Raw genomic sequence first — 26,376 nt, 5'->3', positions numbered from 1 at the left:
CGGTGTATATTTACAGCAAATAGCGGTATCCTCCCGTCCTCTCTTAATACAATGCAAATAGCTTTTCATTTTTTATGAGATAAGCCTGTCTCGCATTAAGACTGGCAACCCTAGTACCAAGGATACGAATATCACCACTCATTGTTATGGTGGAGGAACTTATGACATCAAAACACGCAATCCTCAGTGAATCAGCTCAGATAGTACAATCTGCATTAATTGAGCGTGGCCTCGAAACGCCGATGCTGCCGAGTGAGCTAACTGCTGAAGAACGTAAAGACAAGATTGAGCATCATATGCGAGAGATCTTGACCTTAATGTCACTGGATTTGAGCGATGATAGCCTAGCCGATACGCCGCGCCGTATCGCCAAGATGTATGTCGACGAAATATTCTCAGGCCTAGACTACAGCAACTTCCCCAAGATCACCGTTATCGAAAATAAGATGGGCTTCGATGAGATGGTAAAGGTTAATGGCATCAGCCTAACCAGTACCTGCGAGCATCACTTAGTCACAATCGACGGGCTGGCAACTGTGGCCTACTTACCACGCAAGAATATTATCGGCCTGTCTAAGATTAACCGTATCGTGCGTTTCTTTGCCCAGCGCCCACAGGTGCAAGAGCGTCTGACTCAACAGGTACTGGTAGCGCTACAAGCCCTGCTAGGCACTAAAGACGTAGCCGTTAAAATGGATGCGGTGCATTACTGCGTAAAATCCCGTGGCGTGATGGACTCGACCAGTACCACCACCACCACGGCACTCGGCGGCATCTTTAAGTCTAATCCAGCGACCAGAGCGGAATTTCTTAGTAACTAAAGTAAAAAACCGAAAACGGAACACTCGCAGGCTCGTTAACAGATAACGGAATGGCCTTCGGCCTTATACCAATCAGTATAAATATTTAGTCACTCAGCGAGAGTTTAGCGGTTTTGAGGCAAGGCAACGAGCGAAGAGCATAGTTGTTCTACGTTCAAGATCGTTAACACAGCATCAGAATCGCTAAAACTCGCCATTCTGGAGCGTTTTTGGCTGCCTACTTCTGCGTTGATTAGCTTTATAAGGGAATAACCATTATTGCAGCTATTCGCCTTGAATTAGTTTGCCAAAAACCGCTCTGAGTTGATCAAATTCTTGTACTGATTGGTATTAAGCTAAAAATCATAAAAAATGCCGCGATTACATTTAACTGTAGCCGCGGCATTTATCTTTTCCGTAAGCGCAGCGTTCCGTTATCCGTAAGCTCTAGATCCCGTAGTGATCGCGGTAAGCACTAACAGATGCTAGTTGCGCTTCCATACCCGGCTTGTCAGATAGGTAGTTGATCAAGTCTTCAAGCTTGATGATAGACACGATGTCACAACCAAAGTCACGCTCAACTTCTTGAATTGCAGACAACTCGCCCTTGCCCTTCTCTTGACGGTCTAAAGCAATCAATACGCCCGCCAATGCAGCCTTGTGCGCTTCAATGATTTCCATTGATTCACGAATCGCGGTACCTGCAGTGATCACATCGTCAACTAGCATTACACGGCCTTGTAGCTCGCTACCTACTAGGCTGCCACCTTCACCGTGGTCTTTCTTCTCTTTACGGTTAAAGCAGTAAGGCATGTCGATATCGTGATGATCGCACAGTGCTACCGCAGTCGTGGTTGCAATTGGAATACCCTTGTATGCAGGGCCGAATAGCAAGTCATACTCAATACCCGAGTCAACTAGCGCCGCAGCATAGAAACGACCTAGACGCGCTAAATCACGGCCAGTGTTAAACAGGCCAGCGTTAAAGAAATAAGGGCTAGTGCGGCCTGACTTTAACGTAAATTCGCCAAATCGAAGTACCTGACGCTCTAGGGCAAATTCAATAAACTCACGTTGATAGGCTTTCACAATCTCTCCTTAAAAATGTAGGGGTAATACTCAATCTACTATTTAGTATTATTGGTATTTTTTAATTTTACTTCACTTACAAAAAGGACCCCGTAGGGCCCTAATAACAAAAACAATAATTAGCTTAACGCCGCTTTCTGTGTATCGACGATTTCACGAATACCGTGCTTAGCTAACTCAAGTAAGCTCATTAGCTCTTCATGGCTAAATGGCTCACCTTCTGCAGTACCTTGGATCTCAATGATCTTACCGGTTTCAGTCATTACCACGTTCATATCGGTTTCAGCAGCACTGTCTTCGATGTACTCTAAATCGCAGATTGGCTCGCCTTTATAAATACCAACACTTACCGCAGCAATTAGGAACTTAAGTGGGTTAGTCTTTAAAATACCTTTACCACGAGCCCAGTTTAGCGCGTCAACTAACGCAACACATGCGCCAGTAATCGCAGCGGTACGAGTACCACCATCAGCTTGGATCACGTCACAATCGATAACAATGGTATTTTCGCCTAGTAGCTTCATATCTACCGCAGCGCGCAGTGAACGGCCGATTAGACGTTGGATTTCTTGAGTACGACCAGACTGCTTACCGCGAGCGGCTTCACGCTGCATACGGCTATGAGTAGAACGTGGCAACATGCCATATTCAGCTGTTACCCAACCTTGGCCTTGGCCTTTAAGGAAACGCGGTACGCCTTCTTCAAAACTAGCGGTACACAGTACTTTGGTGTCACCAAATTCTACTAAAACCGAACCTTCGGCATGAGCAGTAAACTGGCGAGTAATAGTCACAGGGCGAGACTGTGCTGGAGTTCTGTTGCTTGGGCGCATGATGAATTCCTGTATTTAAGGGCATGGGGTAATTTGGCTGCATATTATAGGGATATGTGCGCCACTATGCTATCTGAATCCGTAAACTCAGTAGAAAACAGCCTTCTGATTTTGTCCATAAGCTCGCAATAACAACAATCAATAACTAAAAGCCTAAAACAGCACCTTGTAATCACCGCCGCTTGAGCAAAATTACCACTAAAGCCTGCACCTTCATTTTGTTTGGGTATATAATCACAATTCACTTAGACGAATCACACTGGAAATCATCAATGATCCAAAGCATGACAGCCTACGCTCGTATTGAGCACAAAGCAGATTGGGGCACCGCCTCTTGGGAAATCCGTTCAGTAAACCAGCGCTACCTAGAAACCTACCTGCGCCTACCAGAACATTTCCGCAGCTTGGAGCCTGTTCTTAGAGATCGTCTACGTAAACGCTTAAACCGCGGTAAAATCGAAGTAAACCTTCGTTACGACCTAAACGAAAAGAACGACAGCGAACTGCAACTAAACCAAGATCTAGCTAAGCAAATTATCAATGCGGCTAACTGGGTTAAAAATGAAGCCGGCCAAGGCGAGCTTAACGTGGTTGACGTACTACGCTGGCCAGGTGTGATGTCAGGCTCAGAGCAAGACATGGACGCATTAGGCAAAGAGTTGTTAGTCGCTTTTGATTCAGCAATCGATCAATTTATCGAAGCCCGTGGCCGTGAAGGTGATGCAATCAACACCATGCTGCAAACCCGTCTTGACCAAATCGTTGAGCAAGTTGCTATCGTGCGTGAGCACATGCCACAAGTGATGCAATGGCAACGTGACAAGCTAACTAACCGTTTAGCTGAAATCACCGGTGAACTTGACCCTGCTCGTATGGAGCAAGAAATGGTACTGCTAGCGCAGAAGATGGATGTTGCCGAAGAGATGGACCGACTTGACGCTCACGTAGCAGAAACCCGCCGCATTCTAAAGAAAGGTGGCGCACAAGGCCGCCGTCTAGACTTTATGATGCAAGAGTTTAACCGTGAGTCCAACACCCTAGCGTCTAAGTCAATCAGCGCCGAAGTGACTGCCGCAGCGGTAGAGCTTAAAGTATTGATTGAGCAAATGCGCGAGCAGATCCAGAACGTAGAGTAATGTTTATCGAGATAAGGCAAAGCATTAAAAACCATTAGAAACAACCAGATAAGCAGAGGTGAAATATAGTAAAATTTCACAACATCTTCTTCAAGTGCATTTTAATGGTGACAGATAAGGTGGCAGATTTTCTATAATCATGTAGGATATAGAAATCTGTCACCTTTTTTGTATCTTCCTTATGAATGACGCTCAACTAAAATCCAAACTTAGAGAAGGCACTGTTGGCAAGTTCAACGTTGATAGGGGGCTGTATTTTCGAGTCACTCCAGAAGGGACAGGTTTCTGGATTGTCCGTTATACGATCAATAATAAAAGACGTGAAATTACAATCGGTCGCTACGGTAAGCCTCCTGAAGGCTTAAGCCTAGCAAATGCAAAACTTGAAGCTGCTATTGTTAGAGCACAAGTGAATGAAGGTTTAGATCCAATAGCAGAAAAGAAACGCTCCTCATTAGTAAATCTAAACACGGTTAACGATATTGCTCTAGATTGGTTAGAAGGTTGCAATAAGAGGCTAGAGAACCCGCAGATCCCAGAAAGAGTCTACAGAAAAGATATCTCTCCAAAGATTGGTGACTTGCCAGTAGGGAGAGTTAACCCAAGAGACATATTGGGCATAATACGAGACATCGATAATAGTGGGCGACCATCAATCGCCAACGATGCGCTTGTCTACTGCAAACAAATTTTTAACCACGCAATAAAACTAGGGCTTATTGATTTCAATGTAGCTTTAGCATTCACAAACAAAGATGCAGGTGGAACTGAAAAGTCACGTGTTCGCGCCTTATCATTCAACGAAGTAAGATCCGTTTTTAACGTTTTCTCAGAAAACAGCCAACAATTTACACGAGAAAATTATATAGCCTGCTTGTTACTAATATGCTTAGGAGTTAGAAAAGGTGAGCTAATAGCTGCCCAGTGGAAAGAGTTTGATTTTGACAACCTCATTTGGACCTTGGATAAAAACAGAACAAAAACGGGTGTAGAGATAAAAATTCCTATTCCAGTAAAGCTCCTCCCCTATTTCGAAGAGTTAAAAGTACGCTCTTGTGAATCTGACTATCTGTTCCCTGCACGAAGAGCAAGTAAAAAAAGAGCTTACATTTCGCATGACACTTTAAACCACGCTTTAGCTAAACTGTTTGGAATGAAAGTCGATTCAAATAAAAGCCCACTTACAAACAAGCTACAGCAAGCTGGCGTAGAGCACTTTGTTATACACGACTTACGAAGGACTTGTAGAAGCTTACTAGCGGAGCTCTCAGTCCCCTCACACATTGCAGAAAGGTGCTTAAACCACAAACTTCGTGGTGTTGAAGGAATTTATGATCGCTATGATTACTTTGACGAGAGAAAAGAGGCTCTAGATATACTTGCAAAAAAAATCATAGAATCTTTAAACCATGACCGCAATATTATTTAGTAATCAAATTTTAAACTCATAGCCAAATACTTTGTATGCCAACTCTCAATTACTGGTAAATTCTTCACTGTGGATGCTTTTCTAATCAAGCAAAATTGAGCCTCTCTAATTAAAGTGTATGTCACCAACTGCAACTCTTTTTTCGACAGATTGCAATCAATTTTCACACGACCTTGAACGATACGTGCAGCGTTTTCAATGCTAGTTAGAGATAAATCAAAATAAAAAGATGAGTTTTTATCTTCGGTTAACAATGCTCTAGTATGTTCAAAACTCCTAACAGTCTTGATAATAGAACCGAAATAAAGCTCCAAATCGGCAAGAGTTAGTTCTCCCGCAGAAATTACTATCTCGAGACACTCCTCAATGAGCTTAACCTCCCGCCTAAAGCATTGCTGGATACTTTGGCGTCTCGACCAACCTTCCAATAATTCACATCTTTCATCAGAGGCTTTGTTACGAGAAATACTTTGTTTTTTTATAAGAGGAGCAAGTTCCTTCATCAGCTCTTCGTTAGACATCCCCTCAATTTCTAAGTCATTAATACTAGGGATGTACTTAGTATATAACTTAAGGTTGATATATGAGTTGATTACTATCCTTTGCATTCTCCTAATTGAATTATCACGATTATCCGCTTCCGCTTTGTCCAACTTCTCAACAGGTCTAGACCTCGTATGTTGTAAGCAACGATTATGCCCAGGCGAGACTATTGGTTGAGCACAAAGCATACAGGCAACTCTATATGAAAAGCGTGTACTGGATTGAGAGTCTTGGCATTCGTCTCTATCGGCTCTTATTTTATACTTGGTTACAACAATACTTACATCTCTTAAAAATTTTCCCATTTGTTGTAAATCAAGCAGCAATTCATATTTCCCTGTAGAGACAACCTCATTAGAAACACTTCTAGTGATCTGATCGATTCTATTTATAGCTACTTCTACATCACCAGAACAACAGTCTGAGATATAAACACCTAAGTTATCCGCAAAAGAAATATCATACTCAACAGTGAATCCAGTATCTGTTTTTATCACATTGGGAAGAACGAACTTTATTGGTCTAAGAAATGTCCAGAATCCTTTCCTCCCTGCAACAACCTCCTTTTCTGTACAGGCTATATCATTATTCCTCGCGGCTTTTCTCAGCATCATCAACGCATTCTTATAATCTTCGGGATAATGAATTCCACTTAAAGTATCTAATTTTTCATTAATCATAAAAAGTGTCCCAGTTTGGTTATGTGCTGAAAAATCGATCTCAATATACTCCTTCATGAACATTAACTGAAATTTCATGAAGGAACACCAAATGAATAGTAATCAGATAGTTAGGCCGAATCAATTAGCACAAGAGCTTGGAGTTAGCCTCTGTACATTATGGCGCTGGCGACAACAGGGGAAAATCCCTCAACCAATGCAGTTAGGTCCGAGATTAGTGGGCTGGAGAAGAAAAACGATCGAGGAATGGCTAACTAACCAAAATCAGGGGTGACATTCAGACCCCACGCATCTTCGATGGTGCAGGTCTGCCTAGCAATAGCCTTGAGACCCAAAAGTACGAATGCTTTGAAGTGATTTCAATACTGTTGCAGCAAACAGAGGAAATAACTCCACCCCCTTCTTTTACATATGATTTCAATGAAATCACAAGAGGTAAAAATGAAACGATTTCAAAATCAACAACAAAAAGCTATCACAGTCAGGTTCTCAATTTCAGATTATCTAAAAATCGAACAGGAAGCTGAAAGAATCGGCTCAAATTTAGCAAATGTGCTACGAGAGTCTTGGTCAGCCTATAACAATTCAAACCAATTAAAAAGCGATCTAAAGCAGCTAGAAAGTAATCTATTAAGGCAGTCCTTTGAGGTTTGCTGTGCTGTCCAGGGCTTGAATCCTATAGAGCGAAAAGAAGCGCTCGATGAACTAACCACACGCTTGAATGGAGGTGTACAATGACTTTACCTGGCCGATATCAAAGATGGGGCTTAATTGTATTTTTAACAATTATTGTCACTCTGTTGCTTTCATATTATTTTACTATGTATACATGGCAGTTTGTAACGCCATGGCCTAGCTTCGAGGCTCACAGAAGAGTACTAGTAAATATTTTTTATGATACTTTCAGCCAAGATTCAACCACATTAACAGCCTATATCCATTACCTCAAAAAAAATAACTGGCTTGATGATTTTATTTATCACCTGCTAGCGCCTCTCATCGTTAGTGCCTACTTAACTAAAGAGCTAACAATATCTCTATTCTATGTTGATGGTGGGGTTGACCGTGCTAATCATGTAGAAGGCCCTCAACTTTATGTCGGTTATGAGGCATATAAACATGCTAAAAAATGCTTTCGACGCATGAAAGGAAAGTCAAACTCCCCCTTAAAGATTCACAACCACATAAAACTCCCAGAGCAGTTAGAAAGCGGAAATATTTTTGTCGTCGGTGCTCAAGGTTCAGGTAAAAGCACGATAATTAAGCCATTAGTTCAACAGCTCAAATCTAAAAATACTAATGCTCTTATTTATGATGCCAAACAAGAATATACACAACTCTTCTTTGAAAGCAGTGCTGTGCTAATTAATCCGTTGGATCAGCGCTCTATCTACTGGGATATTAGTGCGGACATTGGCACCATCGAAGCAGCTCAAAGAGTCGCAGAGGCTTTTATACATGAGACTAGTGGTGACAAATACTGGACAGATGGAGCCAGGATTATTTTTGTTGGCATATTAGTAACCCTAATGAAGACAGAAAAAAGCTGGGGCTGGACAGATATACAACTCCAATTAGCACAAGAAACAAGTCACTTAAAAACAAACCTCTTTAAACATTATCCTGAAGCCGACAAATTTATTGAGAGGGATAGTAAAACAACACAAGGATTCATGACTGTACTCACAACACAATTAAGCTGGATTAGAACAGTAGCCCAACACTGGGCTAATGAGTCAAAATTTAAGTTTTCAATAAAAAAATGGCTGGTAGGCGACTATGGAAATCGCCAAATTATTTTCCCTAACATTGCTCAGTATTCCCACATATCATCCCCTCTATGTGCTGCCGCAATCAGCCTCTTAACAGATGAGCTGCTTAGCAAGGAGGACACGGAAAAACCTATTTGGTTAGTTATAGACGAATTAGCCGATCTTCCTAAAACTATAAGTATCGTCAAATGGCTATCATTAGGCAGAAGCAAGGGAGCTAGAACAATCGCTGGCACACAAAATATCAGCCAAATATATTCAACATATGGCGATAAAGATGCCGAAACATTAATTAGTCTATTTTCTAATTCCATAACACTGAGAACAAACTCAGCAGACTCAGCAAGTCGGTTATCAAAAAATATTGGTAATCGAGTAGTGAAAAGATACACAGAATCATTTGATCATGAGGGCAATAAAAGTAGGACTCTCCAACAATCTGAAGAGCCTGTCGTCAGAACAGAACAGATAATGCAGCTCCCCTTGGCTGATAATGAAGGAGTAACAGGAATTCTGAACATTTCAGGCTGGAATGCCGCATATTGGCTGCTCTGGCCTTATTCAAAACTTGAAGTAATCGCTAAGGGTTTTATTCCGAAAAACACTCCAGCTGAATCCACAATGAAAGTAAATAATAGAAGAGGTTCAAGAGGGAGAGAAAAGTCATGCTAACTATTTCTCCGATACGCAATATTAGCTACTACACCGATCTAGCCAAAGAAGATTATTACCTAGATGGCGGTGAGCCAAATGGTGAATGGGCAGGTGTAGGTGCAAGGTTAATTGGGCTTTCAGGCACTGTTGAGACAGAAGAGTACCTTAATATCATGAAGGGACTTACACCGGATGGCAAGTATGCCCTAAGGCAACAAAACAGCCTAAAACAAAGAGCTGGCTGGGATCTAACCTTTAGTGCTCCTAAATCAGTATCTATTGCGTGGGCAAGAGCCGATAAAGCACTGAAATTAGGAATACAGGCCGCCCATAAGCAAGCCGTAATCAAAGCAGTTGAAAAACTAGAGCTACATGCTTCTTACACTCGCATAGGTAAAAATGGAACGCTGCAAGAACGAACTTTAGGCCTTACAGCGGGCCTATTTGAACATGCAACGAGTCGAGAGCAAGACCCCCAACTCCATACACACTGTCTTATTGCCAATGTCGCCCCACGAAATGATGGTTCTTGGGGGACTATAGACAGCCGCCACTTTTATCTATGGCAAAAGGCTATTGGAGCTTCATATCGTGCTGAACTAGCTTACCAGTTACATAGCTTAGGTTTCGAAATCGAAAGTGATAACGAGTCATTTAAACTTCCCTGTATTCCTCAAAACATATGTGAACTTTACTCAAAACGTTCAAAGGAAATCGAAGCAGAACTATCAAAATATGGTGCTAGATCAAGCTCAAGTAAAATTGGGGATATAGCTGTATTAGCAACAAGAAATAAGAAAAAAAACATAGCAAGAAACGCTCTATACCAACAATGGCATAAAGAGCTAGATTTGCTCAAATTAAGTACAGAAAACTTGCTCACAAACATGGTTAATGAAAACGAATCGGAAAACATTCAAGTAGAGCAAGGAAACCTAGAACTATCTACTCAATTACTCGCTGAAAAATTGGGAGAGTCAAAATCATCATTTACTCAGCAAGAAATATATAGGCAAGCTAATGAGCTCGCTCAATGCAGCACTGAAGGAGCTGATATTGCAGAGTTGGTAGCCAGAAGCTTTATTGATAACGAGAAGACGATAGAGGTAGGTTTGGACTCGAAAGGGCGGCAACTATTCACAACCACCTCAATTCTTGAAATGGAACAAAAACTGATTTCCTTAGCTAAAGACTTAGCCTTAAAAGAATCATTTCACTTAACCGAAAATGTTATTAAATCAAATATAGAACAGCATCACTTTCAACTTAGTGAAGAACAGCGAGAAGCTGTACACCAAGCTTGTCAGCCTAACTGTTTTTCAATTTTGCAAGGCTCCGCAGGTGCTGGAAAATCTGCATCTATGGATGCTGTACGAAAAATATATCAGAAAAATGGTTATCACGTCATAGGCGCATCCATTGCTAAATCTGCGGCAAATAACTTAGCACTAGAAGCAAACATCGAAACTCATACCATAGCCAAACTAATAAAAGATGCAGAAAGTAAACGTATGGCTCTTACTAATAAACTGATATTGATAGACGAAGCGGGCCAGGTTAGCACTAAAGATCTTTTGAAACTCATCGAACTATCTACACAACACGATTGTAAGATACTCCTTGTTGGTGAGGACAAGCAACTTGATGCCATTGAACATGCTGGAGCACTTAGATACCTTTCTCAACCTAAGGTAATAGGTACAACAAGAATTGAGACCATAAGAAGGCAACGAGACCAATGGTCAAAGCAAGTCGTTGCAGATCTTCGAGACGGTCGAACCATGCAAGCTCTTAATGAGTTAGACAATCGAGAGCTTCTTAATTTCTCGGAAGATGCCGAATCTGCTAAAAATGCATTAGTAAAAAAGTGGAACAACTATCGAAAATCTCAACCAAATAAACAATCTTTATTGTTAGCCCATAGATGGGCTGATGTTATGGATTTAAATGCAAAGGCAAGAGAAGCCTTGCAAGCTGAAGGTACACTCCCAACCAAACAAGTTGAAATTAAGTGTGCTATCGGCAATAAGGTATTCACTCAGCAGTTTGCGGTTGGGGAAAGAATAAGGCTAACCAAAAACAACTATAAAATGGGGCTAACTAACGGGGATTTGGGGACAGTAACAGACATCGCCACAAACCTAAATGAAGAAATAGTGCTCGATATTTTACTCGATTCTGGTAAACAGGTGAGCATAAACACATCTAGTTATTGCTGTCCTGAGGGGAACTGCCACATAGCTCAAGCTTATGCAATGACAGTGTACTCAAGTCAAGGCCTAACAATAGATGGGGACACCTTCATCTACTACACATCAGGAATGGATAGAGCCAACAGCTATGTAGCAGGGAGTAGGCATAAGGACAATAGCCATTGGTTCTTTAGTACTAAGGAGCTGGATCCAAACAAAGGAATAGATCATAAATTTCTAACCAGAAAATATTTCCTTAACCAAGCATCTAAATGCATGGGCCATCATAATCAAGCGATACTAGCAAATGTTCTCCATACACAGACTGAAAATCTCACAAAAGAATCATGTGAAAAGGAGTTAAACCTTTGAGTACAGCACAAAACAGGGAACAACTATTTTGCTACAGCAATGTTGTCAACTTGCAGCTACGCTGCTAACTTAAAAGTCGGTAAGTAAAAAAGTTTAGTAGCTGATGTAACGGCAGAAGTCTTTACTGGGTGAAAACTAAGCTGTAAAACTGCATTTTGAGCTATATTTACATCACAATACTAATGAAAACCCTCTTTAGGTTGACATGCGATTCGCAAGTTTTATTGACTGGGCTGTCAACAACAGGATAGAATCAACGGAAATCCGTGAACTGTTTTCAGTTTGCGTTAAATAATAAGGAGTTCGCTATGCCCCCATGGTTAATTGATGCATTACGAAACCATGAATTCACTGCAGATGAAAAAGCATCTATTGCTGATGATGTTGTAGCAAGTGCTGCAGCACGTAGTAAACAAGCAGCAAGCGTTAAGCCAACAGAAGCTGACCGCCAACGTCGTTACAATATGTAATATAAAACGGAATTTGAGAAAAGCGACTCTAGGGGTCGCTTTTTTTGTACTAGGACGCACATGAAAGCACCTTTCTTCGTATCAACTTTTGATAAACAGCAAGATAACTTCGCCTTTAGCAATTTAATTAAGCAAACTGTCAACGTCCAACTTGAAGATGTCACTTTAAAAAAGCAACTAGACAGTATTAAAAAGATTCTTTGTGATCTTAACGCTAAAACTATGGTTTGCGAAAATCAGTATACCGATAATGGTTATCTAGATGACTACTTAAATTACTATGTAGGATGTCATGAAAACTACCCAAAGAACTGCAGTCGAATTCACTTCTTCGATCAGGACTTTGACTATGATACGTTTGAGAGAGTAGTCGCATCTCCCTCCCAAGACCCTCAAAGCTTGGGTGGTTACTTAGGTTTTATGGTTGTTAAGCCAATCCCAATGACTTTTATTGGTCGAACATGCTTGAAGTTACCTGAAAGCTTTACTGCTCCAGAGAGCACTGTAATCACTAGAGAATATACTGCAGACCTATTCGGGCTTAAATTAACCGTTTCGTCTTTAGCATTTCAAGAACAAGATAGAGTCGTAGCTGCCTGCAGTAGTTCCTCTATATGGTGTTTGATGCATGCACTGAAATTAAGACGGATTAAGTCTCCTGCACAAATCACTCTGGCAGCAACAGAAAGCAGTAAGATCATTAATACTTTTCCGAGCACCGGACTCAATGCTGAAGAGATAGAGCGAGCCCTCGAATATTTTGATTTAAGGCAGCATCAAATAAGTCCCAAAGGTTCATCTAAAGAAAATCTACCTTTACTCAAAGAAGTTGTGCAAACATATATAGATAGTAATATTCCTCTGATTTTAGGTCTTGAGTGTCAAACAAAACAACTAAGTAAGCCGTATGAAACCGCTGGTGAACATGCCGTTACAATTATTGGTTACGGGAAAAATGAAAGCGGCGAGATGGATAAGCTCATTGTTCATGATGATAGGAACGGTCCATTTTCAATTTTAAAATTTGTTTCAGATTACACAGTAAAAAACGCAGGAGAAAAAGTTACCGTTCTTATCTCTGAGGAATTTTACGCTAATAGTGAAAATGTTGAAGCTCACGAATGCCCTGAAGTAATGGTCTATAACAACCTGATTATTGCTACAGATCCAAGAGTTAGAATTGGTTTTGATCCAATAGCTCTAACAACTGTTCGTATACGCTCATTTTTGAATTCTGTGTTTAAAGTGTTGGCAGATTCTAGTAGTGAGAGTGCTTCTAAGGTGTCAACAAGACTAAAGCTTTTAAAAAGCACAGAGTACAAACAGATTGTTAAAAATAGCGGCGTGATTAATAAAACAGAGATTCTAACGCGGAGTTTCCCTAAGTTTTTGTGGATTAGCGAGGTATCACTTGATGGTCAACCACATTTCGACCTAATTTTTGACTCAACTAATTTGCCTCAAGGAGAAGCTTATTTATGCTCAGCTCTCTATGATGAAACAGCAACAGAGACATTAGACTTCCTTTCAAAAGAGTATAATGAAACCTTAGCGAACAGAAGTCTATACACTGCTCATGATCCTGATTTCATAAACCAAGTTCTCAAAACTATAAAAGCAAAGACTAAGCCGAATCGATTTTTTAATTATTTAGATGAAGTGTTTGGTCGAGCTTGGATGCCACAGCTAATCAAAAATACGGAGATTGCTAATAGGCAACTCAATGAGCAGAATAGTAAACTAGTCCTTCAACACTCTTTCGATAACCGTGATGAAACTACGAGTGACCGATTTAAAGCTTTACTCGACAAGCAGGAGGTTAGGACGTACGAATGGAAAAAGTCAGAACCCAAGGAAGAAATTCAAACTAGGTGGTTGATATGGGTAATTTCTGAGTATGGTGCTTTGTTCATCGGTGAAGATAGCGCCGAAACGGGACACCCAACATTGACGGGTGCCAGACCAGCTAGGATTGGGGGCGAATTTATTCAGAAGCCAGAAGCTCCTAATACCATTTACGTTAATTGCTTTTCTGGTCGTTACTCAAAGAATTTTGCTGACACCCCTGAAAAAGATATATTTCTTAAAAACGCTATGACCAAAATCTCCGATATCCTTGGCGGAAATGGCTACACTTTCGTGCTAGATGAGCGCCTTAATACCAAGTAATAAACTAGCAATTTTGAGTTGCGAGGGCAGCTCAAAATTGCTTGCTTGTTAGGAAAAGTTCAAAAAGTACCCCAACTTTCAGCCCAAACAATTTGTCCTGAGCGAACAAAAAAATGGCTTTTACAACCAACTTTCCTCCATACAGATGGTTTAATGGTTGGTACTTTATCCTGAGACGTTATCGACCATGTAGGCTTATTGCCTGGCAGCAGATTTAGATGGATTTTGCTTTTGCAGCCACACGGGCACAACATAACAGCAATAGCATGAAAATCTGCTTCTCCGATTATGTAGATGATTTTATCATCCACAAAATCTGGTTCATCATCTACAAGCTCAACTTTGTAACATTTAGTGAATAGCCTTTTGAAATATGCCCTAGCCTTCTTTATAAATGTAAAGATCATGCGACCCTCTCTTCTTCAGAAAATTCAGGCATATCTAATAGCAGAGCTTTATCCCCTCTCCCCAGACACTTGTGTAAGCCTAAAGGAACTCTAAAACTGCTTTCACTTTTGGTTTCATAGAAGTTATTTACCAAACAGAAGACTTGCTCTGCAAAGTCGCCATTGGGTTCATTTCTGTAATCATGAACTCTCGCTAGAAACTCCATAACAGCTAACGACGAAGCGTAGGTATTAACAGGGATAATTGCAGGACTATTTTCAACTACCCCCTTGATATAGCCTTCGTCCAGCCTGTCTTGATATGTCTTAGGCGAACTTCTTTTCAGTGCTTCAGCTTCCAGTGTGGCAGGAAAGACCGATCGTCTGGTGATGTGATCAGATTTCCCAGGCTGAAAGTAAGCCACTTTACCACTGATATTGTTGACTCCCCCTTTGCCGTCGGCATCTAAAGAAATTCCAATATCAACATAAGGCACCAGGTAATAGGTTGAAATCCTATTCAAAAGACATCGGGCTTCAGCAGAATCTACACATCCAAATATAAAATCACAAACAGCTATTTCTTTGACAATTTCGGCATCGAAGATACTTTCAGGAAATGCTGACACGACAGTGCTTAGCCCGATCTCATCCAACGTATCCTTTATGGATGAGACTTTAAATTTCTTAGCGTCCGCATCCGCAGTTTTTGTGTTAGTGATCCTGTTTAGGTTTTTGTGCTCTACAACATCGGGATCGAATAGTTTTAATTCACCTACTCCTAACCTATTTAGCTGTTCAATGACCGGCGCACCGGTGCCAGAGCAACCTATAACAGCAATTTTCATCCGACTAAGTGTGTCACGAGTTTTAGAGCCAAAAACTTGAAGGTTTCTTTCCTCAAAGTCTAAAACTTCGCGACATAATGACAATTCAGCAGGTGTGTGGTGAACTTCATCACCAATGATAGTGACTGAAACAGGCGTAAATACTCCAGACTCAGAAACATGCCTGACGATTAGTTCATTACTAGGTAGCAGGATAGCGGACAAGCTGGGCAAAATATTTTTAGACCAACTATAAATGCTCGGGTATAGCACTCTATCAGATTCATTATCTACGTCAGAAAACTGAGGATACCCTTTAGGATGAGAATGTACTTTAACAACGGCTAAGTTCTCTTTTTCAGCTTCATTGAGTATAGGAACAAGCTCCTGGGTAAACCACTGCACATAATCATGCTCCCTAACTGAACAAGAAGCATAACTAAGAGGAACTACCTTATGAGCTAACAATATCGTCTCTTTGTCACCAACAACGTGACCACAAAGAACAAAAGCTACAGCTTCTTTTCCATCTCCAGGAAACAGATGTTCATTTAATTCGACCATAGCAGAGTCTGTTATCTTAAATTTTATCGACATAGCACACCTCTACTTCAGCAGTTCTTGAGTAAACCAGCTTTGAATGTATGCAACATGAGTCGCTACATTATCTACACCTGGCTGCCAAGGATTTGAAGCGGTTCTATGCCTAGACCAACGCTGCCAACTTTTTCCATCGAAAACATCCTGAGCTAATGCTCGTATTGGCTTATTGTCGGCTCTAGATATAGCGGGATAAAAGTAGGCCATGTCAATTTGCGTAGTTGGATAACTATTTGAAATTTGCATGTTGACATCAACACAGCTCAAATTATATCCGTCAGGCAATGGAAAGCTACGGATCACAACTCTTTTAATACCATTCTCAGTCACACATTCCCAATCTAAGTTAAGTGAATTCAAGAATTCAACATCTTCCTCAGGTAGAGAGAAGTGCTTCCTAGATTGCTGAAGACCTTCTTGATGTTCACATCTCATTGTGTGAAAACGCTCAATACCAGGCTCAGTAAAGTCTACTTTTTCATTTAGTTCAATCTGCCTTCTCTCACCGCCAGCAAACTTTTGATATAAATACCTCGATTCGTCATAGCCAGCAAGAGCAAGAATTTCGCGCCCTGTAAGCCTTGGGCACTCCACCTTATACTTGGTTTTATCGATCTTAATTTTATACTTTTGATGCTTGTCTGGCTGATGATTCCCACAAGCACAATCTTCTAAATCAGGAATATCTGCATCAGAATTAGACTGATTAACAAGAAGGAACTTACTAGATTTACTGATTATCAAGCAATCATCATCACTGAGTAGGTAATCAGGAGCACCTTCAAGTTCCAAATAAAGCACTTTATTCGAAATGTCATCGTGTAACAGCTGCTTTAACGAAGAACCACAAAGCTTAGACTTCGACATTTCGATAATTTCAGAGCCATTTATATTGATTGAATGACTATTAACTAGGTTAGGACATTCAGGTATATTAGAGTTACCAACTGAGAAGACCTCCTCTCCTTGAATCTGAATCAGATCATCTTCAAGTACAGGGACATCCACATCCCCCTTCAGGTCTAGATAGAGTCGTTCACCATCAGAAATACTCGTATGCTTCACTAACTGAGAGCCTCGATATACTCCAGCTTTCAAATTTATTTTTTTACCATTTACATAGATCATATTTGCTACCTTCATATTCAGTACTTAGATACAAACTGCTTGACTGATACTCACGGTAGCTAGATAATTTGGGTGCGAAGCAAGGTATCTAATACCAAAAAATAAAAGGTAAGCGTTATGTTTGCTTTTTATTTCCTCGAGATAATTCTGCTTAACTTAAGCCGGTTAACCCGATACATAAAGCATACCCCCAAAAATCTGCTTGTGTCAACGAGTTTTAAGCAGATTTTTTGATTTTCGTTTGATTAAAGATTTTGGTTGGGGTTATATTTCCACTGTTCTGAGCAATAAAACTTTATATTATCAATAGGTAAGCTAAAAACTATAGGAGAGTTACTAGAACAGAAGGGTTAGATAGATATACTGCAGTATCTGACAAAAGAACCATTGTCGAATTGAGTTTATTGATAAATATAAAAACGCCACACGTTGATGTGTGGCGTAGGCTTAATAAACACTTATTTTATTGGGCAATACACAAATTCCATACCACCAGATGGTGCAATTCGCTCAACTCTAAGTATATAACCATCATTAGCTAACTTTTTAAGCTTTGAGCTAGCATTAGGAGCAGTCAAATTAAATAGCTTTGCTACTTCCGATGTTGTTGTCTCACTTTTAGCTAATATACTAGAGAGAATCTCAGCCATTGCAGAACTGAGCTCCGGCCCTAAGGTTCTAAAACCTTCTTTAAACCAAACCGTAAGAGGTTGTTTTTTTATTAAGGCTGCATAGTGCCAATTATCGATAAAATCTCGATCCTCAATAGAAATGCCTGTTAGAAAGAACCCCTTTTCTCCTCGGAATTGCTTTGCGAGCGCAACAACACTCTCTCTTGGAAAAGACGCATCTGTTCGAGATATACCAGCTAATGAAATTTCAAATAATTTCACATCAGGATAACTTTCGACTGCGTCCAAAAGAGAACGATAAACCATTTTCCCTTCTTGGTTGCCGTGAACATCATCTCTAGCTGTATAGTCTCTAAGTTTAAGTTGTATTATATTCTGGTTCATAACTTTAAGTTAATCAGAACTACTCTGATTTATCAATAAAAAACTGAAAATAAATATGAGTTCCCGGTAGTTTTGGTAAATCAAAATCCTCTTTATCAATAACAAACTTATTGTTTTCGTACTTCAAGCTAACTTGATAATTACTTAGCCTGATCAAAAGGTTGGCGTCATGCTTCTTAATTCCTAATCCGCTAGTAAAAAGACCTAAACCACCACAATCTGATGACTGTACATTTTTCCGGCTTAGTCCTCCTTGAGTGTAAGCTATTGCAAGTAGCTCACCATCACTCATGCTATCGATATCAAAATCATCCCCTAGAGTATTATTCTCTCTAAGTACTGGCCTAAGAGTATTACAGATACCTTCCCCAGCATCCGAAACAACAACCTGAATGTGTGGTTTAGCGGCATTGCTGTATACCTGCATTGCCGCCGCACCTGGAACTGGCGAATTGCTATGCTCAACTATATTTTCACATAGCTCAGAAAAGAGATTAAATGCAGCTCCTTCGTATTCGATAGATGAATGCTTGATAAATGTGTTTGTTAAAACACCTGGAATGGCATTGTCATATTTGTCTATGTCGGCATGAATTTTTGCAAACTCAACTAATTTACTCGAAGTTCCTCGATACATCTTAGCTTTTGACCTCTTAGGCCGACTGGGTAGAACTACTACATTTTCATCCAGCGCATCAAAGAAGCCAGCTCTGTTAAGATAACTTCTAGCCTTAGGGCATCTAGAGAAATCCAAATTAACGCCTTTTCCAGTTATAGATAGCGAATTGATCAAAAAGAGAAGTCTTATACCGGCATCCAGTTTTATTGCACTTTTTTCATGAAAAGAGAAAGTGATGTTTGCGGCGTTACAGTCAAACAAGTTCTCTGAATGTGAGAGAAATCTTTCAAAATTAACCGACGTAATCCATGTATTGGGCAGCTCCAATACTAATGTTCTACTATCAACCAAATGCCAAGCGCTATCTTCATCTTGATAGTAGTTGTCACTCCCATGAAGGTGTCTACTAACCTTAGCTCTATCTAAACCAAGTTTTCTTGCAATAACTCTAGCTTTTTGACCAGGAAATTCGTTTATGTACTGTTCTATTTTTTTTAGCATTCCAAAATCAAAGCCATTGCAGAAAGGGTAATATTTATATGGGGATGATTTAATTAAAAAAAAGGTTCAATGTGAGAAAATAGAAATTTTCAATTCCTACAACCTCTGGAAAACCATTAACTCCTTAGATATCTTCTTTACACAACGGTGACATAAATGGTGACATCAAAATCACCACACCTACAACGCAACCAATAACACGCTGAATATTAACAGGAATAAAACATAAAGCACAAACAGATCCAGAACGTGGAGTAAGCTTTTTGCGTTTAGATAAGTCGCAGTAAAAGACAAGCAGTAAAATATTAGTAGAGCCCAGCAAATGCTGGGCTTTTTGTTGGCTGAAAATCAGTATTACAAGTTCAGATGATAAGTTTGAACATCACTACTTATTTCTATTAATCAATTCAGTTATTCTTAGCTAACTTCAAATAATAAAAGCACTTTTAATGAACCAAACCGGCATATATGAGCAACTGATAACTCAGTTAGTCGAGCAGAAATTAGATAGAAAAGCTTTCTATGTTGGCGAACGTTCATTAGAAAATGGCGAAGCCGCTTCTTGGCTCTCTCGCTTTTTGACAAGAATAATCGAAATAGCGATAGACTCTGTTCCTAATGGTAATGACCGTGTTTTTGAGCAAATAAGTTTAGCCAATAAAGTCATTGAATGGCTTAGTGCTAACATTGGTGATAATGAGCTCATCACCGAAAATCTGATTGATAGCCAAGGTAAGATCCTGACTGCATTGCTCGACAAGCAAAACCCAATATCCTCAGATTTGCCAAAGTATATTGAAGACATAATGCCGCTAACAGGACTCACTCAGAGCGAGTTGTTTTGTGGGAGCAACGCAGGCGTATCTCTTGAAACTGAAATTAAACGCGAAATCCAATCCTCCGATAAAATCTATTGGCTGGTCTCATTCATTAAATGGGCAGGGATCCGAATCTTTAAAAAAGAACTAGAGGAATTTACTCGTAGCGGTAAACAACTAAAGGTTATCACCACCTCCTATATGGGAGCTACAGATGCTAAAGCCATTGAGTTCTTGGCGTCTTTGCCAAATACAGAAGTGAAGCTGAGCTATAACACCAACAGAGAACGCTTACACGCAAAGTCTTATCTATTTATGCGTAATTCCAGCTTTCACACTGGATACATAGGTTCATCCAATCTGTCGCATTCAGCTTTAACCAGTGGCCTAGAGTGGAACTTAAAGATCACCTCGCAAGAGATCCCACATATCATTGAAAAATCTCTCAGTACATTTGAAACCTATTGGGAGTCCCCTGATTTTGAATATTTTGATGGTAATACCCAAAGCAAGCAGCGCTTAGTTAACGCCTTGCAGGAGGCCAGAGGTACCTATGATACATCCAAACAAAACTTTTATTTTGATATCAAACCTCACTCACATCAGCGAGCTATTTTAGACAAACTAAAAGTAGAACGAGAGCTGCACGATAGGTATCGTAACCTTGTTGTTGCAGCGACAGGCACAGGCAAAACGATTATCTCAGCATTTGATTTCGCTGAGTTTTATACAGCAAATCCTGAAGCTAAGTTTTTGTTTTTAGCTCATAGGGAGGAAATTTTAAAACAAGCGAGAAGTGCATATCGCGGCGTTTTAAAAAGTAATCAGTTTGGTGAGTTACTCGTAGGACAAAACAAACCACAAAAGTTCAATCAGTTATTCGCGTCAATCCAAAGCTTAAACAATCAACTTGCGACAATTCAATTAACTGAAGATTACTTTGATTACGTTGTTATCGATGAAGTTCATCACATAGCAGCAAACAGCTATCGAGCTATTCTAAAACACTTTACACCACAAGTTTTACTCGGTTTAACTGCCACACCTGAACGCCATGATGGAGCTGATATTCTAAAAGACTTTTGTAATGTAATTGCGGCAGAAATCAGATTACCAGAAGCGATTAATCAGCGTCATTTATCACCGTTCCAATACTTTGCAGTTAATGATGATACCGATCTGACAAAGATTTCATGGGCAAAAGGCCGTTATGATATCGCCGAGTTAACTAGACTCTACACATACAATGATCAAAGGGTCTTGCGAATACAGCAAAGCTTAGAAGAAATAGTCACTGACATATCGCAGATGCGCGCATTGGCGTTTTGCGTAAGTAAAGATCACGCTAACTTCATGGCGCAAAAGTTCACTTTAAGCAAGATTCCTTGCGGTGTACTCACAAGTGACAATACAAACGAACGTGACATTCAGCTGCAACGTTTAAAATCGAAAGAAATTAACGTTCTGTTTGTGGTTGATATATTCAACGAAGGTGTCGATATTCCAGAGCTAGATACATTGCTATTTTTAAGACCGACAGAAAGCCTGACAATCTTTCTTCAGCAGTTAGGTCGAGGCTTAAGACTGACTAAAGATAAAGAATGCTGCACCGTCATTGACTTCGTTGGAAACTCTCGTCCTGAGTATGACTTTTCGCATAAGTTTAGAGCGCTTATCGGCAAAACCAACCAATCTATTTCAAAAGAGATCAAACAAGGGTTTCCACATTTACCTTTAGGCTGCCGAATAGAACTGCAAGAAAAAACGCAGCAAATGATCTTAAAGAACATATCGCTAGCAACCTTAAACAAAAACAGACTGCTTGGCTTAATTTCAAACTACCCTAACGTGACTGATTTACCTCTCACGCTAGCAAACTTTCTGCATATTTATCCTGACTTGTCATTAGAGGATATCTATAAAGTAAAAGTAGGTAAGTTTGGTGGTTGGCGAGCACTTGTAGAAACAAGCCGCGGTGAAGAAATACAGCAGAACGAACTAGACATTTATGCCGCTTACTATCGTGCAATCAATAATCGATTATTAAGCTGCACTTCTATCTCTTATTTGCGCTTCATCAAAGCATTATGTGGAAACAACTTATCAGTGACCACTCAAGCTGCTGTAGGGTCTTATGCAGAACAACACCATCCAGTTTTCTCGACCATGTGTCATTATGACTTTTGGGACAAAACGGGTAAACAAGCCGGATTTGGTACAATTGAGCAAAGCTTGCTCGCACTAAAACATAGCAAACTACAAGACGAACTTAGTGACGTTATTTCACTGCTTATTGAACGCTTGGCCACGCAAGAATTTAAGATGCCTACCGTAGGCAATATTATGGTGGATAGCTCTCCGTTAAAGATGCATGCACGTTATCCCAAAGAACACATATTGGTCGCGTTTGGTGATAGTACATTTGATAAGAAATCATCCAGTAGAGAAGGTGTGCTTAATATTGCAGGTTCCAATACTGAACTGCTTTTTGTTACCTTAGATAAATGCGAAAAGCAGTTTTCTGCAACGACCATGTACCACGACTACGCAATTAGCCCATCGCTATTTCATTGGCAAACCCAAAACAGCGCTAAGCCAACCTCCGGCAGGGGGCTAGGCTATATAACGCAGAGGGAAAACAACAAGACATTCATCTTATTTGTTAGAGAACAAGCTAAAGATGAATATGGTAAAACTATGGGGTTTGTTAATTTTGGGCCCGTAGACTTTGTTAAGTATGAAGGCTCTCAACCAATGAGCATTACATGGAAGCTAAAACAAGCTATGCCTGCATATATGTGGCATGACACAGCTAAGCTAGCTGTTGGCTGATAGGTTGCTTTGCTAAACACACCACAAGCCTATTCCAACAATAATGCGAGTGGCTCTTTCTCAAAGTAGAAGTGCGCCACTTTCCCCCTAACCAACTCCAATCCGCCCCACCCACTAGCCTGTTTTCTTAAACACTGTTTTTCTAATTTAAAATCACTGCCTTACCCTACACGCTCAATTAATACACACAACTTGAAATATCCTTACAAAACAAGTAGTAACAACATCATGGATTTAGCGATAACCGTCAAGAATTGTGCATTTTTCAGGCCACCGAAACCGCAACAAGTATTTTACTTTTCATTTCGTTGTTTAGCCTAAATCTCGTTGCTACCATCCGCGCACTTTCCATTTGAAGTTATTTGTCATGCCAACTTGCGAGCAGCCAAAAGCTGAAAAGTTAGACCCTGAACACGTAAACTCTACACAGTCACATAATGAAAAGTTACCCTCAAAAATGCTAAAACCTATCTTAGTTCAAGGCGCGATGGACGTTGAAGTCGAGACCCTCGTTGCCGCCCTAGACGATGTACAACAACAAACATTCGGTTCGTGGACATTCTGGCAAGGCCTATTAGATGGCTACCCAGTTGTGGTGTCGCGTACCGAAATTGGTTTGGCTAACGCCGCCGCATCAACCACCCTTGGTATTGCGCACTTCCAGCCAAGAGCTATCATCAATCAGGGTACCTCTGGTGGCCACGATCCTAAGCTTTACCGCTCTGATATCGTCATTGGTGAAACCAGCTTTAACATGGGCGCTTACAAAATCGAGTTCGTGGAAAAAGGCCAAGGCATCCACCCTACTACTTGGCAGAACTTCGATATGCCAATGTACCTGCGTGAAAACGGTGTTGTGGTTGAGCACAATCACTTCAAAGCTGACCCTAAGCTTGTTGAAGTTGCCCTGTCGCAAGCCAGCAGTTACAGCCATGGCAAAGTAGTTGTGGGAAGAATTGGTAGCTGTGATGAATGGAACCGCGAAGTTGACCGCATTAACTGGTTCCACGAAACCATGGGCACTTCAGTTGAAGAGATGGAAACCTCTGCAGCCGCGCAAGTTACCGAAGCTTACAAGCTACCTTTTGTGAGTATTCGCGTACTGTCTAATACCGACCAACATAAGCAAGACTTTGAGCCGCAAACGGCGATTGATTGTCAGGTTTATGTGCTTGATGTCATCAAGGCATTAATTAAAACCTTTTAAAGCCAGTAAAAACGAATGAGTGACGGGAATAACAATGCTATTCCCGCCCGCTTTCGCTCGCTTTAAAAACGCTAATTTGATGTTTTTTTCGCTTTAAGCAGCGCGCTAAGCATCACATTAAACTGTGTTTATAGGTTGTTTTATCCATTGGGGGAGAAAACTCGCTTTCTCCTTTCATCAACTTAGATAGTAATAGACAAATTCAATGCAAATTTTAATCAGTATTGTTGGCATCATCGCCATTCTTGCCGTGGCGTTTTTGGCCTCTGAAAACCGTAAAGCCATTAACTACCGCACTGTGGGTATGGCATTTTTACTGCAGTTAATCATGGGTGCGTTCGTCATCTACTCATCGTTTGGCCAAGCGGTTATTTTTAATATGGCGGAAGCGGTTTCAACCGTGATTGGTTACAGCAACCAAGGTATGTCGTTTATGTTCGGCGGCCTGGTTAGCGACAAAATGTATGAACTATTTGGTGCTGGCGGCTTTGTACTTGCATTTAAAGTACTGCCAATTATTGTGTTTTTCTCGGCCATTTCGGCGGTGCTGTATTACCTAGGCATTATGCAATGGGTAGTGCGTATTGTGGGTGGTGCTCTGCAAAAAATCCTTAATACCAGCAAGGCAGAGTCTATGTCTGCTAGCGCTAACATCTTCTTAGGTGTGACTGAAGCGCCGCTGTTAATTAAGCCTTATATGCCAAAAATGACCCGTGCAGAATTGTTTGCGGTAATGTGTGGTGGTTTAGCGTCAATTGCCGGCACTATGCTAGCGGGTTACGCTCAGCTCGGCATTAAGATGGAGTACCTGTTAGCTGCCTCGTTTATGGCGGCGCCGGGTGGTCTACTGTTCGCTAAACTGTTGATCCCACAAACTGAAAAAGTAGAGGATGAAAGCTTAGCAGTTGTTGAAGAAAATCCACCAGCTAACATTATTGATGCGGCAACAACCGGTACCATGAACGGTTTATCACTCGCCATGGCTGTAGGCGCTATGCTGTTTGCCTTTGTCAGCTTAGTGGCATTAATGAACGGTATGTTAGGTGGCATTGGTAACTGGTTTGGTTTTGACGGCCTAAGCCTACAACTGATTTTAGGTTATCTGTTTGCGCCTATTGCTTGGTTAATGGGTGTGGCGTGGGATGAAGCGCTACTTGCAGGTTCGTTCATCGGCCAAAAGATTGTCATCAACGAGTTCTTTGCTTATATCAATCTAGCACCTTATCTAACTGGTGACATGATTGTTGAATCTACTGGCTTGCCGATGTCTGAGCGCACCCAAGTGATTTTATCATTCGCACTGTGTGGCTTTGCTAACTTAGGTACGGTAGCAATTGCGATTGCCGGTATTGGTGGTTTGGTGCCTGAGCGTCGCTCTGAAATTGCATCACTTGGCTTAAAAGCACTGTTCGCTGGTATCTTGTCTAACCTAATGGCGGCAACGATTGCGGGCTTGTTTATGAGCTTTGTTTAATCCGCTCATAACATACGCTAACTAAAAAACAGGCCCATTTGGCAATTCGCCAAATGGGCCTGTTTGTTTTTGTAGCGCTTAACTTTAGCGATAAGCCAGCTCAAAGATGGCTAATATTCTATGTTAATTGGTTTGCACTGCAGCGCTGCGGAACATTGGGGTAATATTATCCCTTGCTTGCTCTGCTGCCACCTCAGCATTACCAGCGCAAATTGCTTGCACCAGTGCTTGATGACTAGAGGCGCTATCAGATAAGTCATAATCTTGGTGAGTTAACGCAATATAAGCCTGCAATGGGTAAAGAATTTGCTTATATTGGTTGAGCATGCGCGCACTGCCGCAGATCTCAACTATCAGCAGATGTAACTGCCAGTCCATCTCACTAATACGGCGGGTGTCGTCACTGTGCTGCAAACACAGCAGTTGGTACTCTTGAAAAAAGTCAGCTAAACGGCGCTTATCATCACTACTGGCCCACTTAGCGGCCATAGCTGCGGCCTCACCTTCTAGTGCTAAACGCATGTGGTATAGCTCCCACAAGTCTTGCTGGTTTATCTCCACCACTTGCCAGCCAGAATAAGGCTTTTGGATGACTAAGCCTTCATTCACCAGCGAGTTTAACGCCATGCGTACCGTGCTGCGTGATAACTCTAATTGCTTGGCTAACGTGCTTTCCACCAGCTTTTCACCTAGCTTGATATGGCCTTCTAATATATGCGTACGCAAATAACGGATGGCTTGCGACTCCAAACTTTCTTTGATGATTTTCATATCGTTTACTGATGGCTTCAATAGTGAGTAGGTATAATGTTAAGTAGCTGAACCAGCG

20 protein-coding genes are annotated in these 26,376 nt (G+C 40.9%); 11 read left to right on the top strand and 9 right to left on the bottom strand.

Annotated features, from left to right (window positions below; all coding sequences use genetic code 11):
* Positions 1-161: 161 nt before the first annotated feature.
* Entirely contained in the window at positions 162-821 is a 660-nt protein-coding gene (gene folE, locus L1D44_RS07035; RefSeq protein ID WP_239889488.1) for a GTP cyclohydrolase I FolE, read from the top strand.
* 426 nt (positions 822-1,247) lie between these two features.
* Here the strand turns inward: folE and pyrE are convergent, their stop codons facing one another.
* Both pyrE and rph read right to left on the bottom strand, forming a co-directional pair.
* Positions 1,248-1,889: an orotate phosphoribosyltransferase gene (pyrE, locus tag L1D44_RS07030; RefSeq protein ID WP_239889487.1), complete on the bottom strand. Its 642-nt coding sequence runs from the start codon at positions 1,887-1,889 to the stop codon at positions 1,248-1,250.
* Positions 1,890-2,008: 119 nt separating this feature from the next.
* Positions 2,009-2,722, bottom strand: coding sequence for a ribonuclease PH (rph, locus tag L1D44_RS07025; RefSeq protein ID WP_239889486.1), 714 nt, complete (start codon positions 2,720-2,722; stop codon positions 2,009-2,011).
* A 272-nt stretch (positions 2,723-2,994) separates the two neighbouring features.
* Between rph and L1D44_RS07020 the strand changes: the two genes are divergently transcribed.
* Together L1D44_RS07020 and L1D44_RS07015 are read left to right on the top strand one after the other, a co-directional pair.
* Entirely contained in the window at positions 2,995-3,858 is an 864-nt protein-coding gene (locus L1D44_RS07020) for a YicC/YloC family endoribonuclease (protein WP_239889485.1), read from the top strand.
* 181 nt (positions 3,859-4,039) lie between these two features.
* A complete protein-coding gene (locus L1D44_RS07015) occupies positions 4,040-5,287 on the top strand; it encodes a site-specific integrase (RefSeq protein ID WP_239889484.1) in 1,248 nt (415 codons plus the stop codon).
* Here the strand turns inward: L1D44_RS07015 and L1D44_RS07010 are convergent.
* Positions 5,284-6,588, bottom strand: a complete 1,305-nt coding sequence (locus L1D44_RS07010; RefSeq protein WP_239889483.1) for a hypothetical protein — start codon at positions 6,586-6,588, stop codon at positions 5,284-5,286. The two genes, L1D44_RS07015 and L1D44_RS07010, sit on opposite strands and share 4 nt — an antisense overlap.
* Positions 6,589-6,951: 363 nt before the next feature.
* On the opposite strand from L1D44_RS07010, the gene L1D44_RS07005 reads away from it, so the two are divergent.
* The 5 genes from L1D44_RS07005 (at position 6,952) to L1D44_RS06985 (ending at position 14,139) form a co-directional block, all read left to right on the top strand.
* Complete coding sequence (locus L1D44_RS07005; protein WP_239889482.1) at positions 6,952-7,248, top strand: hypothetical protein; 297 nt, start codon at positions 6,952-6,954, stop codon at positions 7,246-7,248.
* Entirely contained in the window at positions 7,245-8,954 is a 1,710-nt protein-coding gene (locus L1D44_RS07000; protein ID WP_239889481.1) for a type IV secretion system DNA-binding domain-containing protein, read from the top strand. Before L1D44_RS07005 ends, L1D44_RS07000 begins: the two co-directional genes overlap by 4 nt.
* Positions 8,948-11,500, top strand: coding sequence for a MobF family relaxase (mobF, locus tag L1D44_RS06995; RefSeq protein WP_239889480.1), 2,553 nt, complete (start codon positions 8,948-8,950; stop codon positions 11,498-11,500). Before L1D44_RS07000 ends, mobF begins: the two co-directional genes overlap by 7 nt.
* A gap of 308 nt (positions 11,501-11,808) precedes the next feature.
* Entirely contained in the window at positions 11,809-11,970 is a 162-nt protein-coding gene (locus L1D44_RS06990; protein ID WP_239889479.1) for a hypothetical protein, read from the top strand.
* Positions 11,971-12,030: 60 nt separating this feature from the next.
* The gene (locus L1D44_RS06985; protein ID WP_239889478.1) at positions 12,031-14,139 is read left to right on the top strand and encodes a C39 family peptidase; all 2,109 of its coding nucleotides are present in this window, start codon (positions 12,031-12,033) and stop codon (positions 14,137-14,139) included.
* A gap of 59 nt (positions 14,140-14,198) precedes the next feature.
* Here L1D44_RS06985 and L1D44_RS06980 read toward each other — a convergent pair whose 3' ends face one another.
* From L1D44_RS06980 to L1D44_RS06960, 5 genes are all read right to left on the bottom strand, one after another.
* Entirely contained in the window at positions 14,199-14,546 is a 348-nt protein-coding gene (locus tag L1D44_RS06980; protein ID WP_239889477.1) for a DUF6527 family protein, read from the bottom strand.
* Positions 14,543-15,949: a ThiF family adenylyltransferase gene (locus L1D44_RS06975; protein WP_239889476.1), complete on the bottom strand. Its 1,407-nt coding sequence runs from the start codon at positions 15,947-15,949 to the stop codon at positions 14,543-14,545. The genes L1D44_RS06980 and L1D44_RS06975 overlap by 4 nt, the downstream gene beginning before the upstream one ends.
* Before the next feature lie 9 nt (positions 15,950-15,958).
* Complete coding sequence (locus L1D44_RS06970) at positions 15,959-17,095, bottom strand: multiubiquitin domain-containing protein (RefSeq protein WP_239889475.1); 1,137 nt, start codon at positions 17,093-17,095, stop codon at positions 15,959-15,961.
* 443 nt (positions 17,096-17,538) lie between these two features.
* Positions 17,539-18,096, bottom strand: a complete 558-nt coding sequence (locus L1D44_RS06965) for a winged helix-turn-helix domain-containing protein (RefSeq protein WP_239889474.1) — start codon at positions 18,094-18,096, stop codon at positions 17,539-17,541.
* A 19-nt stretch (positions 18,097-18,115) separates the two neighbouring features.
* On the bottom strand, positions 18,116-19,216 hold the full coding sequence (locus tag L1D44_RS06960) for a hypothetical protein (RefSeq protein WP_239889473.1): 1,101 nt from the start codon (positions 19,214-19,216) through the stop codon (positions 18,116-18,118).
* 449 nt (positions 19,217-19,665) lie between these two features.
* Between L1D44_RS06960 and L1D44_RS06955 the strand changes: the two genes are divergently transcribed.
* From L1D44_RS06955 to L1D44_RS06945, 3 genes are all read left to right on the top strand, one after another.
* Positions 19,666-22,866: a DEAD/DEAH box helicase gene (locus tag L1D44_RS06955; protein WP_239889472.1), complete on the top strand. Its 3,201-nt coding sequence runs from the start codon at positions 19,666-19,668 to the stop codon at positions 22,864-22,866.
* A 367-nt stretch (positions 22,867-23,233) separates the two neighbouring features.
* Complete coding sequence (locus tag L1D44_RS06950) at positions 23,234-24,073, top strand: 5'-methylthioadenosine/S-adenosylhomocysteine nucleosidase (protein WP_239889471.1); 840 nt, start codon at positions 23,234-23,236, stop codon at positions 24,071-24,073.
* A 205-nt stretch (positions 24,074-24,278) separates the two neighbouring features.
* Positions 24,279-25,547 (top strand): NupC/NupG family nucleoside CNT transporter, encoded by a 1,269-nt coding sequence (locus L1D44_RS06945; RefSeq protein ID WP_239889470.1) that lies wholly within the window; start codon positions 24,279-24,281, stop codon positions 25,545-25,547.
* Positions 25,548-25,670: 123 nt separating this feature from the next.
* Here L1D44_RS06945 and L1D44_RS06940 read toward each other — a convergent pair whose 3' ends face one another.
* Positions 25,671-26,318: a GntR family transcriptional regulator gene (locus tag L1D44_RS06940; RefSeq protein ID WP_239889469.1), complete on the bottom strand. Its 648-nt coding sequence runs from the start codon at positions 26,316-26,318 to the stop codon at positions 25,671-25,673.
* Between the last annotated feature and the right edge of the window lie 58 nt (positions 26,319-26,376).

It is taken from the genome of Shewanella sp. Isolate13, from assembly GCF_022398325.1.
Classification (GTDB): Bacteria; Pseudomonadota; Gammaproteobacteria; order Enterobacterales; family Shewanellaceae; genus Shewanella.
Note: the sequence above shows the minus strand (reverse complement) of the source record. Positions and strands in the feature narration are given on the sequence as shown.

Excerpts from the sequence above, each read along its gene's own strand:
- folE (WP_239889488.1), top strand. The coding sequence starts at position 162 with ATGACATCAAAACACGCAATCCTCAGTGAATCAGCTCAGATAGTACAA.
- rph (WP_239889486.1), bottom strand. The coding sequence starts at position 2,722 with ATGCGCCCAAGCAACAGAACTCCAGCACAGTCTCGCCCTGTGACTATT.
- L1D44_RS07020 (WP_239889485.1), top strand. The coding sequence starts at position 2,995 with ATGATCCAAAGCATGACAGCCTACGCTCGTATTGAGCACAAAGCAGAT.
- L1D44_RS07015 (WP_239889484.1), top strand. The coding sequence starts at position 4,040 with ATGAATGACGCTCAACTAAAATCCAAACTTAGAGAAGGCACTGTTGGC.
- L1D44_RS07010 (WP_239889483.1), bottom strand. The coding sequence starts at position 6,588 with ATGAAATTTCAGTTAATGTTCATGAAGGAGTATATTGAGATCGATTTT.
- L1D44_RS07005 (WP_239889482.1), top strand. The coding sequence starts at position 6,952 with ATGAAACGATTTCAAAATCAACAACAAAAAGCTATCACAGTCAGGTTC.
- L1D44_RS07000 (WP_239889481.1), top strand. The coding sequence starts at position 7,245 with ATGACTTTACCTGGCCGATATCAAAGATGGGGCTTAATTGTATTTTTA.
- mobF (WP_239889480.1), top strand. The coding sequence starts at position 8,948 with ATGCTAACTATTTCTCCGATACGCAATATTAGCTACTACACCGATCTA.
- L1D44_RS06990 (WP_239889479.1), top strand. The coding sequence starts at position 11,809 with ATGCCCCCATGGTTAATTGATGCATTACGAAACCATGAATTCACTGCA.
- L1D44_RS06985 (WP_239889478.1), top strand. The coding sequence starts at position 12,031 with ATGAAAGCACCTTTCTTCGTATCAACTTTTGATAAACAGCAAGATAAC.
- L1D44_RS06980 (WP_239889477.1), bottom strand. The coding sequence starts at position 14,546 with ATGATCTTTACATTTATAAAGAAGGCTAGGGCATATTTCAAAAGGCTA.
- L1D44_RS06975 (WP_239889476.1), bottom strand. The coding sequence starts at position 15,949 with ATGTCGATAAAATTTAAGATAACAGACTCTGCTATGGTCGAATTAAAT.
- L1D44_RS06970 (WP_239889475.1), bottom strand. The coding sequence starts at position 17,095 with ATGAAGGTAGCAAATATGATCTATGTAAATGGTAAAAAAATAAATTTG.
- L1D44_RS06965 (WP_239889474.1), bottom strand. The coding sequence starts at position 18,096 with ATGAACCAGAATATAATACAACTTAAACTTAGAGACTATACAGCTAGA.
- L1D44_RS06960 (WP_239889473.1), bottom strand. The coding sequence starts at position 19,216 with ATGCTAAAAAAAATAGAACAGTACATAAACGAATTTCCTGGTCAAAAA.
- L1D44_RS06955 (WP_239889472.1), top strand. The coding sequence starts at position 19,666 with ATGAACCAAACCGGCATATATGAGCAACTGATAACTCAGTTAGTCGAG.
- L1D44_RS06950 (WP_239889471.1), top strand. The coding sequence starts at position 23,234 with ATGCCAACTTGCGAGCAGCCAAAAGCTGAAAAGTTAGACCCTGAACAC.
- L1D44_RS06945 (WP_239889470.1), top strand. The coding sequence starts at position 24,279 with ATGCAAATTTTAATCAGTATTGTTGGCATCATCGCCATTCTTGCCGTG.
- L1D44_RS06940 (WP_239889469.1), bottom strand. The coding sequence starts at position 26,318 with ATGAAAATCATCAAAGAAAGTTTGGAGTCGCAAGCCATCCGTTATTTG.